Genomic DNA, 14,501 nt, shown 5'->3' on the forward strand with positions numbered 1-14,501 from the left:
CTCTTTCCTTTTCTCACATAAATTGATAAGGCGTCGTATCCTTCATTCCAATCATTGGATCAACAGCATTTGTTTGAATAATTTCGACTGTTAGTCGTGGTTCTTTTGGTAATGGTTCTTCGACAACTTTTGTCGCTTTATTTGCTGTTTCTGGGGTTGACTCTTCCCCTTCATCAGCAAATAGTGAAACTTCTTGTACCGTTGTGTCAACTAATTGCTCGTCTGTTTCTTTTATCTGATTGGCTTTCGTTGATTGCTGTTCAGTTTCATAAGAGACAGCTTTTGTTTCCGTTTCAGTAAATGGATGGTCTGCCGTTAAACCTTCTTCATAGGCTTCTAACTGGGTTCTAGTCGTTAAGGTCATTTGTTCTGCGTTCACGATTCGTTCTTTTAGCATCGTCATGCGACTAGCCGATTCGTTTTTGACACATGTTTCAAAAGCAGAAACCTCACCTAATAGAATTAATAATTCTTTACTACGTGTCACTGCTGTATACAACAAATTTCGTTGCAGCATTCGGCTATACTGATGAACCATTGGCAGTAACACCATGCGGAATTCACTACCTTGCGCTTTATGAATCGAACAACAATAGGATAACGTAATTTTATTCCATTCATTTCTTTTATACGTTACTTCATTATTATCAAACTGTAAAACCAACTCGTCCACTTTGTCCTCTGAGTCTTTGGCTAAAGTAATTCCGACGATTTCTCCCATATCTCCATTGAACACATTTAATTCTGGCGTATTGACTAGTTGCAAAACTTTGTCCCCAATCCGATAGACGGTGTCATTCCATTTGACTTCTTTTTTCTTACCATCATTTGGATTGAAGATTTCTTGCATCATCTTATTCAAGGCATCAATGCCGGCTGCGCCACGATACATTGGCGCTAAAACTTGGATATCTTGTGGCGTAAACCCTTTTGCTTTTGCCTTTGTGACGATTTGTCGAATGTATTCTTCGATATGACCAATATCACTTGCAAAGAACGAGCGATCCTTTTGATTTTTTTGAAAATCAGCAGGCAACTTTCCTTCTTTAATTTCATGGGCAAGAGGAATAATACTTGAACCGTCTCCTTGACGATAAATTTCGTTTAGCTCACATTTGGGAATTTCGTTAATTTGCAATAAGTCATGTAAGACTTGACCTGGACCGACAGACGGTAGCTGGTCCTTATCACCAACAAAAATCACTTGCATGTTTGTCGGAATAGCTTTTAATAACGTATTGGCTAACCAAGTATCCACCATTGACATTTCATCTACAATTAGCAAACCGCCTTCTAATTCTTTGGCGGTTAAACTCGGATTTTTTTCACGACCTGTCAAGCCTAACAAACGATGGATGGTACTTGCAGGTAAACCTGTCGTTTCGTTCATACGTTTCGCTGCTCGCCCAGTTGGCGCCGCTAGCAAGATTGGAAACATCTCCTGCGTGTAGTCTTTGAGATCTAATGAAAGACCATTTAGTTCCGCAAACAACGAGACAATCCCATTAATAACAGTTGTTTTCCCTGTTCCGGGCCCTCCAGTTAAAATAAATAACGGCGATTTAATCGCTTCTTCAATTGCTGCTTGTTGCGAGTCGCCATACTGAATATTTAAACGTTTCTCAATCATTCGGATATTTTTTTGGACTTCTTCTTCCTCGTAATGAATTTCTTTTTTACGAGAAAGTAAACGCTGAATCGAAGTACCAATGCCCCATTCAGAAAAATAGAGACTGTTCTCAAAAAGTTTAGTCTCTTCTTGTTGGATTTTTCCATGTTCGACTAACGTAATGATTTCATTGGCCACTTGATCAGGTGAGATTTCCACTGGGCGACTTGCTTCCAAGGTCCGAATCGCTTCTTCTAACAAAACATCTGCTTGAACATACGTATTGCCTGAGCGAATGGAGTGTTCAAACACTTCATGTAAAATCGCCGCTCGAATTCGAACAGCAGAATCCGCCTGAATGCCGATTTGTTCAGCAATATTGTCCGCTCGTTTAAATCCGACTCCCTCAATATCTTCAACTAACTGATAGGGATTTTCTTGAATCACAGAAAGGGTTTCTTCTTGATACGTTTGATAAATTGAAAAAGCTAACTGACTACCGAAGCCGTATCGATTTAGTCCCACAATCACTTGCTCCATCCCGTGATTCAAACGAATTGTTTCGACGATTACTTGACGTTTTTTTTCATTTAAAACAGTAACTTCTTCCAAAACACTCGGGTCATCAATAATTCGGTCAATCGCACTTTCCCCTAATACTTCAACAATTTTTTCAGCGGTTCGTTTACCAATGCCAGGAAATTTGTCACTTGATAAATAGTTAACCACCCCACTAGCCGAAGTCGGTCTTTCTTGCTGATAACTATCCACCTGAAACTGTCTGCCATAACGAGGATGGTCCACAAAATGACCAAAGAAACGGTAGGGTTCCTCTTCTTGAACTTGGCCAAAACTTCCAGTTACTACAATTTCTTTTTCTAAATAATCTGTATTTGTATCGGTCACATTTACAAGAACGACTTTATAAAAATTACTGGGATTTTCAAAAAAGATTGCTTGTACAGTCCCAACAATAAAGGCTTTTTCTTCGTCCTCACCAAAAAGTGTTACCACTACAAGCCCTCCTTTCTGTTGTGCGCTTATTGTGCTTTTTCTTTAGCTAAAAAAGACGTATCATTCCATAATGTTAAGTCGTACGGCATGTTCCTTGATGCCTCTTTGGTTTCAAGGATTGAAAGGCTATTGTTTAACAGCCCGCCCATTGTCCGTAATTCTGATAATGGTTTACCAGCCATCGCTTGGATTGCCGCTGTCAAGGCTGCTCCGTGTCCGACAAATAGAACTGGACCTTCGTGCTGCTTCGCCGCTTCAGCAACTGTTTCTGAAATCCGTTGAATCGCTTGCTCGATTGGTTCACCATCAAAAATTGTTGGATCATACAAATCTAAACGATGCCGTAAATGATCTAATTCTTCTCCATAAAAATTACGCATTTCTTCAATATATTGTCCTTCTAGACGCCCTAAACCTAATTCTTTTAAGGTATCTGTATAAACAATTTCAACTGGATGATTCAATTCTTGTTGAATTCCCCGCGCAGTATTTTTGGCACGTAATAGCGGACTCGAATAAATTTTTTCAAACGGAATATCTTGTAAATATTGGCCTAATTGTTTAATTTCGTCATAACTAGTTGATAATAACGGCGAATCTCCTGTCATTCCTTGAAATCGTTTCTGTTGATTCCATTCAGTTTTTCCATGTCGTGTAAAATATAATTTCATGTAACTTCTCCAAACTTCTTTATCTCTTCATATGTCTTTCTAGTTTATCACTTCCCTGCGAAAATATCCATGGAAGTTTCTAGTAATCCAAGCAAAATAAGCCTAGAACAAAAATCTAAATTGTTTTTTGTTCTAGGCTTGAAAATTGGGCAACAGTATAAATAAAACCACTTTCTTCTGACATTTTTGAAAAAAAGCGTTACTGTCTTAACTTTTTTTAATCCAATTTATCATTTTCATAATGATGCGTCAGTTCTAAGTTCGGAAAATTTTGCTGACGTAAGGCTTCATAAACAATTAGTGCGGCAGTGTTAGAAAGATTCAGTGAGCGCACATGTTCATCATTCATAGGAATTCGGATACACTTTTCTTCGTTTTCTCGCATAAACGTTTCTGGTAAGCCCGTTGTTTCTTTTCCAAAAAGGAAATAATGGTCCTCGCCATCATTATAATTGACCTCGCTGTACGTTTGGTGAGCAAATTTGGTTACTAAATGCAAGTGTTTGCCTGCCACATGGGCTAAAAAGGCAGCCAAATCTTTATGATACGTAATATTTACATCATTCCAATAATCTAATCCGGCACGTTTTAAGTGTTTATCATCTGTTGAAAATCCTAAAGGTTCAATTAAATGCAACGGTGTATTCGTCGCTGCACATGTCCGTGCAATATTTCCAGTATTTGCTGGAATTTGTGGTTCAAATAAAACAATATGGTTCGTCAACTATCTTCAGCTCCTCAAATATCAATCGTGTTCATTTTAGCATAAATTCAAAATAAATAGCGCCCACAATACTTATTTTCAAAAAAAACCGCATGACGCGATGATGTCAGGCGGCAGCTATTTTAACCAATAAAAAAACGTACCGTCTCGGTGTCTAGCACGGCGAGTCGTTACGTTAGTGAAGGTCTCTTCACTAACTTTTATCAGAACAGGACCCTGATAAAAACCAATGAAAAAACAACTTGTAAGTAATATAACACCAATGTCACTTTATTGCAAGACTTTTTTAGGATTTTCTTCACAAAAAAGTCTATCTTTTACGACCTACTAACAAGCGGACGTCAATCGTGATTTTTTCCAATGGTCGCTGTTGTAGCTCGGCTTTAACTTCTTGAGAAACTTGCCACTCTAATGGCGACATTTCTAATAAATCCAACCGTCTTTCCTCGGGAATGTCAAAGCAATAAGTTATTCGTTCATCTACTTCCACAGCTAATTCCTCTGCAAAACGTTGGACTACTTTTTGATTGGAATAACTTTGTTTCTTTTCGTCATTGGGATAAAAAGCCGCTCGTAATTCCTTTAAGTAATTCTCTTCAGGAATAATTTTAATCACAGTCCCATCAGCTTTTAGTACTCGCCGAAATTCTTGATAATGTGAAGGAGAAAAAATATTCAAAATCGTATCAAGCCCTTCATTCGCAAATGGCAAATTCGTTAAATCCGCCACACACCAAAACGCATCAATTGGTTGATTACTTGCTAAATAGATTCCTTCCTTTGATAAATCAAACCCGATTTTCAGTCCAGATAAGCCTGCTTGACTTAACTCAGCTAGAAAACTCCCTTCACCACAACCAACATCGACTACTGTTTTATTTTGAGGAAGATAGTGCATAATTTTGTTTAAAACAGGCGCGTACATGCCACTTTGAATCATTTTTCCTCGAGAAGTAAACATTTTTTTATTATATTCTGTCTGAACGCCATGATTTAGAAAGTATAGCGTGCCTTTCTTGGATAAATCAAATTGATGCCTCTGTTGACAAATCAGACCAACCCCTTCTACATGCATTGGTTCATGACAAGTTGGACAGCGAAATACGGCTGCTTCTTTTTTCAATAATTGTTGTGCTCGTTCAATTTTCTTTAACATTTAAAACTCCTTACGTTCATCAAATGAACATTTTCTCTTATAAAAAGTTGCACTCTTTTTTTCAGGGCTATGGTAGTAAGCAGAATTATGGTACAATGCCTGTGAAGAAAAAGCAAGGAGCGATAAGAAATGATTAAAGAATTCTGTGCCGAAAATTTCACTAAGATTCCCCAAGCCATTCAAAAAGGTGCGAATCGCATCGAATTATGCGATAACTTAGCCGTAGGTGGAACGACGCCAAGTACTGGTGTTATTGAAGAAGTCTTAGCATACGCTGGCGAACATTCTGTACCAGTGATGACAATCATTCGTCCTCGTGGCGGCAATTTTGTCTATAATGATATTGAATTAAAAATTATGCATACCGATTTAATCGAAGCAAAGAAATTAGGAACCGACGGCATTGTTATTGGCTGTTTAACTGAGGACGGTTGGTTAGATGAAGAAGCTTTGGACTTATTCATTGAAACAGCTGAAGGCTTGCAAATCACTTTCCATATGGCTTTTGATGCCTTGTCGAAAGAAAACCAATTTAAGGCGATCGACTGGTTAGCTGAGCGTGGTGTGACGCGTATTTTAACTCATGGTGGGCCAGCTGGTACCCCTATCGAAGACAACTTTGATCATTTAAAAGAATTAATTGCCTACGCAGATCAACGGATTCTTATTTTACCAGGTGGCGGTATTTCCACAGAAAACGTTCAAACTGTGATGGACACTTTAAAAGTCACAGAAGTCCATGGCACAAAAATTGTTTAATTTCTTGTATCTAAAAAAGTGAGGTAGCCGTCGTAGCAACGGCTATCTCACTTTTTTGATTTCAAGCAAACCAACGAATCCTTTTACCTCAGTCTCATGATAAATAAGTGCAATTTTTTAAACAAAATAACGCATAAACATGCTGGCAATATTGAAATAAATTAATACACTGGTTAAATCACTTAAGGTAGTAATAAACGGGCCACTGGCAACTGCGGGATCAAACCCTAATTTATCCATTAACATTGGGATTAAACTCCCTGCTAAATTCGCCACAGTAATTGCACAGAGCATTGCCATCCCAATCACAAATCCAAGCGGAAGATTATGTTGCCACACGCCAACCACAATCATAATGGTTAAACCTGTCACAGCCCCCGTCACTAGTCCCGTGAGCACTTCACTTAAGATTAAGCGACCAAAATTACTATCCTTTTCATCTTTCATAGCCAAACGGCGTACCGCGACCGCCAATGATTGTGTCCCGGCATTGCCGGCTGTTCCGGTAATTAAAGAAATAAAAACGGCTAAAATACTCGCTTCGCTAACTAAAGACTCATAATTACTGATTAACGAGGCCGTAGACATCCCTAAAAACAGCAGCGTAATTAACCAAGGTAATCGTTTAGAAGCGGCTTTTAAAGGGTTCTCACTAACTTCCTCAACGTCGACCCCGGCTAAACCAGAGTAGTCGCTAGCGGCCTCATCATCGATAACATCAATAATATCATCAACTGTTACAATCCCCAACAAATGATCATCATAATCTGTAACTGGCACAGCTAAGAAGTCATAGTCACGAATTGTTTGCGCGACATCTTCTTGGTCATCGCCAACATGAACTGAAATAACCCGTTCATTCAAAATATCAGCAATCAAGGTATCATCATCATTAACAATTAAATCCCGCAACGAAATAACGCCGACTAAATGATTTTCTTGGTCGACTACGTAAACGTAATAGATTGTTTCCGCCATGTCCGCTTGATTCTTTAAGACGTACATCGCAGAACGCACTGTTTGATTCGCCACAATCGAAACAAATTCGGTGGTCATAATCGCCCCAGCAGTTTCATCTTCGTAATGAAGTAACTCTTTAATTTCGCCTGCTTCTTCACTACTTAACAAACTAAGATATTTCGCCTTTTGACTTTTATCTAACATATTTAGTAAATCCACCGCATTATCGGTATACATCTCAGCTAACATATCTGCTGCATAACTTGGGCGCATTTCAGCTAAATAATCTTTCATATTCTCATTATCTTCTTCGATAACATCAAACATATCCGCTAGTTCTTTCGGAGATAGGTAATTGTATAAATGTTGTCGGTCTTTTTCATCTAACGATTGGTAAAATTGTCCTTGTTCATAAATATGTAACGCTAAAAATAGCTCACGAAATTCGTTCATTTGTTGATTTTTTAGCGTTTCTAAAAGAAGGGCAAATTGCTCTTCCATTTCTTGGCCTTCATTCATCTTACACTTTCCCCTCCTGCCTCTTTATTATTATAACGTATCATCTACACTTTTCATATCCTCCGCTAGTGGGGAAATCAGATGAACCGTTTCTTTGGTAAAAGGATGAGTAAAAATTAGTTCCATGCAATGCAACGCTTGCCGCTCAATTCCTTGATCCATCTTTCCATGATACATCTCATCCCCTAACAATGAACAGCCAATTGCTTCAAAATGTACCCGAATTTGGTGTGTTCGTCCTGTATGAAGCTGAATGCGCACAGCTGCTGCTTGGGCTCCTCTTTTTGCGAGCCAATATTCTGTACTAGCAAATTGACCCGTTTCGATAACTTGACGTTTTAATAAAGAGGACAAGTCGCGCCCAATTGGCTTTTCAATCAATTGATGCTCGTTTAACTGCTCAATCGCTCCACCAACAAGAGCATAATAAATTTTTGTCACCTTTTTTTCTCGTAATTCTTGATCAATTAAAGCATGAGCAAAGCCGTGTTTCGCAAATAACATCAGCCCAGAAGTATCTCGATCTAAACGAGTCACGACATGAATAACTTGATTCACGTAATTTTGACGCTTGTAATAGCCCTTAACACGATTCGCCATCGTTCCTGAAGGATGATACTGAGCAGGTATCGAGGCAATGCCAGCGGGCTTATTAACTACTAAAAAATGATCATCTTCAAACACAATTTCAATCGGTTCATCATCTGTTAATAATGTCTCATGTTCCGCTTCATCTGGAATCGTCATTTTAACGACATCGCCAGTTTGTAAAGGATAGATGGCATTTTGAACGGTCCCATTCACTTGGATTTTACCACCTTGAAATTTCACCTTAGCTAATAACCCTTTTGAAACGCCTTGTTCCTTTAAAAAATATTTCACTTGTTGTGTTGTTTCTTTGTCATATGTCCATTGAAATTCCATCGTTTAATTAATCCTCACCAATAAAGGCATCTTTCACTCGATGCCAGAAATGCATGTGCCGATAAGAGGCAAAATGAATCCGTTCGTCTGCAATTCGATAGCAGACAGAAGCGATATTTTCTTGATAAATATCTAATTGGTCCACCGTGACAAAATAATCATCACTTTCCTGTAATTTAATCTCCAGCCACTCCGTATGTGCGATTACAATCGGTGAACCCAATGTTCGAAAGACACGATTGTTTAAGGAGGCGATTTCGGTTAACTGAAACGCATTAATGCTAGGATGCAAAACAGCTCCACCAATACTTTTATTATACGCAGTAGAGCCGGTTGGGGTCGAAATCGACAACCCGTCACCACGAAATCGTTCAAACAGTTCGTCTTTAATAAACACATCGCCCACCATCGTCCGGTTTCCTCGTTTAATTGTCGATTCATTTAATGCTAAAAAATGTTTATCTGGTTTCCCATCTCTAAACCGAATCCGCACATCTAATAATGGATAACTCGTACTTTTTTCACGATGAATACATAAACTTTCAACTAGTTCTTTTAATTCATAATCACGCCAATCTGTATAGAAACCCAAGTGTCCGGTATGTACACCTAAGAAACTTACTTCGTTTAAAAGATGATTAAATCGATGAAAAGCGGAAAGAAGCGTACCATCTCCGCCGACTGAAATCACAAGTTCAGGTTGACGATTGTCTATTTGAATTTGGTTTTGCTCTAATAGTGTTGTCAGTTGTTTTGTGACTTGTTTCGATTTTTCTTCCGAGTTATGAACAATCGCCACTTTCATAAGCAGACTCCTTTACTGATTTTCTGGTGTTTCGTTTTTAATTTGCTTATAGTATTCGTTTTCTAGCAATCCACGGCCATGAGAGAAGTAATGTTGTGCTTCTTGAATTTCTTCACGAATAGATGACATTTCTTCATCTAATAAATAGGCTGCCTCTGCCGCTCGCTGAAGGCGTTCTTTCATTTCTTCAGGAAAGACACCTTGATATTTATAATTCAAAGAATGTTCAATCGTTGCCCAAAAATTCATGGAGAGTGTCCGAATTTGGATTTCGGCCAAAATAATCTTTTCCCCGGTGACTAATTGCACAGGATATTCCACTACCACATGGTACGAACGATAGCCACTTTCTTTTTTATTTTCAATGTAGTCCCGTTCTTCCACAATTTTTAAGTCTTTACGATTTCTTAAAAGTGCGACTACCTGGTAAATGTCTTCCACAAATTGGCACATAATCCGCAAACCAGCAATGTCTTGCATTTCTTCTTCAATCCGATTTAAAGGAATATGCCGAATAGCCGTCTTGGTCAAAATACTATCTACTGGTTTCACACGTCCTGTAACGAATTCAATTGGTATGTGTTTATCTTGCTCCCGAAATTGTTTACGAATACCTCGTAGTTTTACTTTTAATTCGCTGACCGCCTGTTCATATGGCGCTAAAAACAGCTCCCACTCTCGTTCCATGGTAGATCCCTCAATTTCCTTGAATTTCATTCACTGATTATTTTACCACAGTCCTCCCTAAAATAGGGTGTTATTCGCTATTTGATTTCCAAACGCCTTTCATTAGAAAAAATTTTCACAGAGAAGACCACTTTTCTTGACGGAAACCTATATAATATGTGAAAATTGGAGTGATTTAAGAAAGAGAGAGAACCCCATGAGTGAACACTTAGAAATTGAATTTAAAACATTAGTTAGTCCACAAGATTTCAAACGATTAATCGACCATTTTGCTATTCAAAAAACGGACTTTTTTACGCAAACAAATCATTATTTTGATACGGACGATTTTCAATTAAAAGCACAACGAATGGGCTTAAGAATTCGCGTATTAGCAGATCGTGGTGAGTTAACCTTAAAAGTTCCTGCGCCAGAAGGATTATTAGAAATCAATGACCCTTTATCGCTTGAGACGGCGAACCACTTTATCAAAAGGAATCAACTCCCTACTGAGGGGGCTGTGGCGAAGAAATTACAAGAATTAGGTATTGAAATCGCCTCGATCCATTTAATTGGTTCATTAAAAACAGCACGTGCAGAAAAACAAATTCCTCAAGGACTACTTGCGTTAGACGAAAGTTGGTATAATCAACAGCACGATTTTGAATTAGAGTTAGAAGTTACTGAAGCTGAAAGCGGCAAGCAAGCGTTTCAAACATTAATGGCTGATTTGAACATTCCCATTACGCTTGCACCTAACAAGATTCAACGCATGATGCGGACCACTGCCCCTTAGTATTCGAAGCACTGACGTTCTGGCACCTGTATTTGAAAAAGCATGGCATTGGAGGAAGTATGAATGGTTGAAATTTATTTGTTCGTCAATCCTTTAGGCGGCGTCTGTTTAGAAATTGAAAAAGAAATTATACAATTGTCTGTTAACGACAAGAAGAAAATACAATTGCGCTTTATCCCTTTATTAAACATGAAAACGATCAATGAATTTTTGAGTCGTCAACATATTCCGATTAATGACATTAAACGACGGAATCGAATTTTTGAAGATTTATACTCAGCCGCTCTTGACTATAAAGCAGCACAGTTACAAGGCCGAAAAAAAGGCCGACAATTGTTGATTGGCTTACAAAAAGCAGTAGCTGAAGACGGTCTAGCTTACTCTCCTGAGTTATCAGAAGAACTACTTCTAGCGGCCGGCGGGGATATTGATATGTATCGTAAAGACCGACAATCCGATTTTGTCAAAGAATCTTTCCAAACCGACCAAAAAGTTGCTCGAGAAATGGGGATTAAACAACATCCTACCGCAGTCGTTTACAACTATACTTGCGAGAATGATTTCGGCATTTTAGTCGAAAATTTTGAAAACATGGATGAAATTAAACAACTGTGTCGTGTCCATCCACATAACGAACCGTTGCTGGACCAAGGTGACGCAACCTTTGAATTTAAACGTCGCTCCAATTATCATTTTCCAAATGGACATTTACATTTATTATAAAAAAGATGCTGCGAGAAAAGCGGTTAACTGATTATCTTAAGAGTTAAAAAGTGGGCTATAAGTCATTTCGACTTATAGCCCACTTTTTTGTCTATAATTTTTCAACCAAAGCTTCTAATTCCGTTAAACGTTCTTCAAAAACTTTCATTGCATCTTCGATATACGCGGCTTGTGTCATATCCACGCCCGCTTTTTTCATCACTTCAATTGGGAAGTCACTACTTCCTGCTTTCAAGTAGTTAAGATAGTTCTCTAAAGCTCCCTCTTCTTCAGCTAAAATATGTTTAGACAATGCCGAAGCGGCTGAGAAGCCAGTTGCATATTGATAAACATAGTAATTGTAATAAAAATGGGGAATTCTCGCCCATTCGTAACTGATTTCGTCGTCTCTAACTACTTCTGGTCCATAATATTTAGCATTGAGCTCGCCATAATACTCACTCAAATATTCACTTGTTAATGGCGTGCCTTTAGCATCTTCCGTGTGAATAAAATGTTCAAATTCCGCAAATTGCGTTTGACGGAAAATGGTTCCCTTAAAGCCGTCTAAATAGTGATTTAAGACATACGCACGTACTTTAGGATCTGTTTCTGTTTGTAATAAATATTCTGTTAAAATATTTTCATTTGTGGTTGAAGCAATCTCAGCTAAGAAAATTGAATAGTCGCCATAAACATACGGCTGATTATTTCTTGTATAGTAACTATGAACACTATGGCCCATCTCATGGACTAATGTAAATAGTTGATCCAAACTATCATGCCAATTCATTAAAATGTATGGGGCTGTATCATAAGCTCCTGAAGAATATGCGCCGCTTCGTTTTCCTTGATTTTCAATCACATCAATCCAGCGACTTGAAAAAGCTTCTTTAACAATAGATAAATAGTCTTCACCTAGTGGTTTTAAAGCCTCAATTGCTTTTTCTTTTGCTTCTTCATAGCTGTAACGAATTGGTGCTTCACCTAGCAAAGGCGCATACAAGTCGTACATGTGTAATTCTTCTACGTTTAATAATTTTTTTCTTAATTTTACATAACGATGTAGCAAAGGTAAATGTTTATTTACTACAGCTACTAATGTTTCGTGAACACTTTCAGGGATATGATTACTTGCTAAAGAGGCTGCCCGAGCAGAATCATAATTTCTAATTTTTGCTTTATAATTATGCGTTTTAACATGTGCACCTAAAGTTGAGGCTAATGTATTTCTAAATTGTTTGTATACTTTGTACAACCCTTTAAATGCTGCTTCACGAACAGATGGATCGACACTTTCCATTAATTGACCATAAACGCCATGAGAAAGTTGAATCGTTTCGCCTTCAGCATTTTGCACAGTTGGAAATTCTAAATCTGCATTATTTAAAATTGAAAATGTATTACTTGAGGCACCAAAAATTTCACTAGCCCCCGCCAGTAAAGCTTCTTGTTCCATCGATAAAACATGGGGACGTTCATCTAAAATATTTTGAATATAGTGACGATAAACAGCTAATTTCGGCTGCTCTTCAAAATATCCCCAGATTTGTTCATCACTTAATGTTAAAACCTCTGGGTCAAACCAAGAAACAGCTTCACTAACTTGTGCATATAAAGAACTAGCTCTGGCATATAAAGCTTGGTAAGCTGTATTTGTAGTGTCTTGATCATTTTTTAAATGAGAATAGACATATAATGTTTCCACTTTTCGATAGACATCTAAAACGTATTCTAACGCAGCTAGAAAAGCTTCTGCGCCATTCCCTAAGGTACCTTTAAATGACTCTGCTTGATTTAGCTCCTCTGTCAACTGATTATACGCAACATCAAAAGCAGCATCATCTTTAAAAATTTTGGTTAAATCCCAAGTCAATGGAGTTGGAACTTCATCACGTGTTGGTAATTGTTTAATTTCGCTCATAGTTTACTCTCCTTTAAGAAACGTTTTACTCATTATACTATCATAATTTAACACGTGTGACTAAAAAAATGTTGTTTTTTCACTTTTTTTAGCCAATGAACGAGCTTTTCAGGATCTTCTCTTAGGAAAATACTAGTTATTAGGTACTTATTGTTTACTTTAATTAACACATAACATTCTTGTAACCAGCTCAATAAGCTATTCCCCACGATTTTAAAAAGCTTTTTTAAGCCAATATTCGGCAGTGGTTGCCAAACAAAGTTCCCTTCTTCCAAAAAACTAGCTTCCAAGATACGCCATAGTTCCTGTTTGGTCACTAAACGCCCTTCTTTGGTTTTTAGTGCTTCCCAAACAAGCATTTTTAAATGAATATCTTCTTCAGAAGAAGGTAATAGCTTCAATCCAGGATAGTAAAACCAAGGAGGTAACTGGAGAAGGTGACAACCTTTCGTGTATAAAAAGCTTTGTGTTCTAAGCAACTGAGCATTTCTGTAACCAAGTTGTTGAGTCAATTTTTGATAATAATCATGCATCAATTGACCAGTATGCTGTCTACCTGGCAGTAAATTTAAATTAGCAGTCGGTAGTTGGATGATTTCTAGTAATTTTTTTTCGTAAAAATCCCATGATTGTTTTCTTCTATAAAATTGTTGACATTGACTCTCTTCAATATGACAAAGTAACTCTATTCGTTCTTGTTTCTTATTGGCCGTCCATAAATAAAACCCCAAGGACTCCGAAAAGTAAAGAAATTGTTTCGTTAATTGCGTGAGCTTGTCTTTAGGCACTAATCGTTCACCTAAAATCCAAACAACTTGATAGCCATGAGCTTGATAAGTCTCTGTCCGTTCCACCAAACGTTTAATTGGCAATGGGCTACATTGAATTTCAATGGCTATCTTGCCAATGAGTAAATCTGGGCGTTGCTTCAAGGTGGGTAAGTATGCCTCAACTTGAAAGGACAGCTTTTCGCGTAAACACTTTTCCGCAAAAAGCTGCTTCAAGCGGAGGTGTTCTTCTGTTTCAGCTTCTGCTTCGTACCAACAACTATTCTTTTTACGATGAGCAAAATGGGGTATTTTAATGGGGCCTGCCTTCAAAATGACCGATTGATGACACATTGGACACACAAAAGCTTGTTCGCTTCGTATCTGTGTTAATTCATCAATCGAGCAATCGATTAAAGAAAATAATTCTTGGTTGTCTGCCGTTAAAGCTGTTAACATGATTTTCACCTCTCATAAATAAACTACGCAAAGTTTCTTAATTTTC

General features: G+C 37.9%; 13 protein-coding genes. 3 read left to right on the forward strand and 10 right to left on the reverse strand.

Going from position 1 to position 14,501, the window contains the following annotated elements; translation table 11 throughout:
- Positions 1-13 precede the first annotated feature (13 nt).
- From recD2 to IGJ52_RS10505, 4 genes are all read right to left on the reverse strand, one after another.
- Positions 14-2,623 (reverse strand): SF1B family DNA helicase RecD2, encoded by a 2,610-nt coding sequence (gene recD2 / locus IGJ52_RS10490; protein ID WP_010816710.1) that lies wholly within the window; start codon positions 2,621-2,623, stop codon positions 14-16.
- Between the two features lie 26 nt (positions 2,624-2,649).
- The gene (locus IGJ52_RS10495; RefSeq protein ID WP_010823103.1) at positions 2,650-3,294 is read right to left on the reverse strand and encodes a histidine phosphatase family protein; all 645 of its coding nucleotides are present in this window, start codon (positions 3,292-3,294) and stop codon (positions 2,650-2,652) included.
- A gap of 217 nt (positions 3,295-3,511) precedes the next feature.
- Complete coding sequence (trmL, locus tag IGJ52_RS10500; RefSeq protein ID WP_002356493.1) at positions 3,512-4,018, reverse strand: tRNA (uridine(34)/cytosine(34)/5-carboxymethylaminomethyluridine(34)-2'-O)-methyltransferase TrmL; 507 nt, start codon at positions 4,016-4,018, stop codon at positions 3,512-3,514.
- Positions 4,019-4,328: 310 nt separating this feature from the next.
- Positions 4,329-5,174, reverse strand: a complete 846-nt coding sequence (locus IGJ52_RS10505) for a methyltransferase domain-containing protein (protein ID WP_002362280.1) — start codon at positions 5,172-5,174, stop codon at positions 4,329-4,331.
- A 129-nt stretch (positions 5,175-5,303) separates the two neighbouring features.
- Here IGJ52_RS10505 and cutC point away from each other — a divergent pair, with 129 nt between their 5' ends.
- Positions 5,304-5,933: a copper homeostasis protein CutC gene (gene cutC, locus IGJ52_RS10510; protein ID WP_002359565.1), complete on the forward strand. Its 630-nt coding sequence runs from the start codon at positions 5,304-5,306 to the stop codon at positions 5,931-5,933.
- Positions 5,934-6,050: 117 nt separating this feature from the next.
- Here the strand turns inward: cutC and mgtE are convergent, their stop codons facing one another.
- From mgtE to IGJ52_RS10530, 4 genes are read right to left on the reverse strand one after another with little or no spacing between them, the layout of a single operon-like run.
- Positions 6,051-7,412 (reverse strand): magnesium transporter, encoded by a 1,362-nt coding sequence (gene mgtE / locus IGJ52_RS10515; RefSeq protein WP_002362548.1) that lies wholly within the window; start codon positions 7,410-7,412, stop codon positions 6,051-6,053.
- Between the two features lie 30 nt (positions 7,413-7,442).
- Positions 7,443-8,336, reverse strand: a complete 894-nt coding sequence (locus IGJ52_RS10520; protein ID WP_002362281.1) for an RluA family pseudouridine synthase — start codon at positions 8,334-8,336, stop codon at positions 7,443-7,445.
- A 7-nt stretch (positions 8,337-8,343) separates the two neighbouring features.
- Positions 8,344-9,141 carry an NAD kinase gene (locus tag IGJ52_RS10525; protein WP_002356486.1) on the reverse strand — a complete coding sequence of 266 codons (798 nt, stop codon included), beginning with the start codon at positions 9,139-9,141 and terminating at the stop codon, positions 8,344-8,346.
- Positions 9,142-9,153: 12 nt separating this feature from the next.
- The gene (locus IGJ52_RS10530; RefSeq protein ID WP_002356484.1) at positions 9,154-9,828 is read right to left on the reverse strand and encodes a GTP pyrophosphokinase; all 675 of its coding nucleotides are present in this window, start codon (positions 9,826-9,828) and stop codon (positions 9,154-9,156) included.
- 196 nt (positions 9,829-10,024) lie between these two features.
- Between IGJ52_RS10530 and IGJ52_RS10535 the strand changes: the two genes are divergently transcribed.
- Together IGJ52_RS10535 and IGJ52_RS10540 are read left to right on the forward strand one after the other, a co-directional pair.
- On the forward strand, positions 10,025-10,603 hold the full coding sequence (locus tag IGJ52_RS10535) for a CYTH domain-containing protein (RefSeq protein WP_002382554.1): 579 nt from the start codon (positions 10,025-10,027) through the stop codon (positions 10,601-10,603).
- Between the two features lie 63 nt (positions 10,604-10,666).
- Entirely contained in the window at positions 10,667-11,326 is a 660-nt protein-coding gene (locus IGJ52_RS10540) for a ClpXP adapter SpxH family protein (protein WP_002356482.1), read from the forward strand.
- A gap of 91 nt (positions 11,327-11,417) precedes the next feature.
- Here the strand turns inward: IGJ52_RS10540 and pepF are convergent, their stop codons facing one another.
- Positions 11,418-13,229 carry an oligoendopeptidase F gene (gene pepF, locus IGJ52_RS10545; protein ID WP_016614376.1) on the reverse strand — a complete coding sequence of 604 codons (1,812 nt, stop codon included), beginning with the start codon at positions 13,227-13,229 and terminating at the stop codon, positions 11,418-11,420.
- Between the two features lie 47 nt (positions 13,230-13,276).
- Positions 13,277-14,455: a competence protein CoiA gene (locus IGJ52_RS10550; RefSeq protein WP_002367181.1), complete on the reverse strand. Its 1,179-nt coding sequence runs from the start codon at positions 14,453-14,455 to the stop codon at positions 13,277-13,279.
- Between the last annotated feature and the right edge of the window lie 46 nt (positions 14,456-14,501).

It is taken from the genome of Enterococcus sp. DIV1758, from assembly GCF_051711985.1.
GTDB classification, from domain to species: domain Bacteria; phylum Bacillota; class Bacilli; order Lactobacillales; family Enterococcaceae; genus Enterococcus; species Enterococcus faecalis.

What these genes read in the sequence shown, in the direction of transcription:
- IGJ52_RS10505 (WP_002362280.1), bottom strand. Translation starts at nt 5,174, where the DNA reads ATGTTAAAGAAAATTGAACGAGCACAACAATTATTGAAAAAAGAAGCA.
- cutC (WP_002359565.1), top strand. Translation starts at nt 5,304, where the DNA reads ATGATTAAAGAATTCTGTGCCGAAAATTTCACTAAGATTCCCCAAGCC.
- IGJ52_RS10520 (WP_002362281.1), bottom strand. Translation starts at nt 8,336, where the DNA reads ATGGAATTTCAATGGACATATGACAAAGAAACAACACAACAAGTGAAA.
- IGJ52_RS10530 (WP_002356484.1), bottom strand. Translation starts at nt 9,828, where the DNA reads ATGGAACGAGAGTGGGAGCTGTTTTTAGCGCCATATGAACAGGCGGTC.
- IGJ52_RS10525 (WP_002356486.1), bottom strand. Translation starts at nt 9,141, where the DNA reads ATGAAAGTGGCGATTGTTCATAACTCGGAAGAAAAATCGAAACAAGTC.
- pepF (WP_016614376.1), bottom strand. Translation starts at nt 13,229, where the DNA reads ATGAGCGAAATTAAACAATTACCAACACGTGATGAAGTTCCAACTCCA.
- IGJ52_RS10495 (WP_010823103.1), bottom strand. Translation starts at nt 3,294, where the DNA reads ATGAAATTATATTTTACACGACATGGAAAAACTGAATGGAATCAACAG.
- IGJ52_RS10535 (WP_002382554.1), top strand. Translation starts at nt 10,025, where the DNA reads ATGAGTGAACACTTAGAAATTGAATTTAAAACATTAGTTAGTCCACAA.
- IGJ52_RS10540 (WP_002356482.1), top strand. Translation starts at nt 10,667, where the DNA reads ATGGTTGAAATTTATTTGTTCGTCAATCCTTTAGGCGGCGTCTGTTTA.
- mgtE (WP_002362548.1), bottom strand. Translation starts at nt 7,412, where the DNA reads ATGAATGAAGGCCAAGAAATGGAAGAGCAATTTGCCCTTCTTTTAGAA.
- IGJ52_RS10550 (WP_002367181.1), bottom strand. Translation starts at nt 14,455, where the DNA reads ATGTTAACAGCTTTAACGGCAGACAACCAAGAATTATTTTCTTTAATC.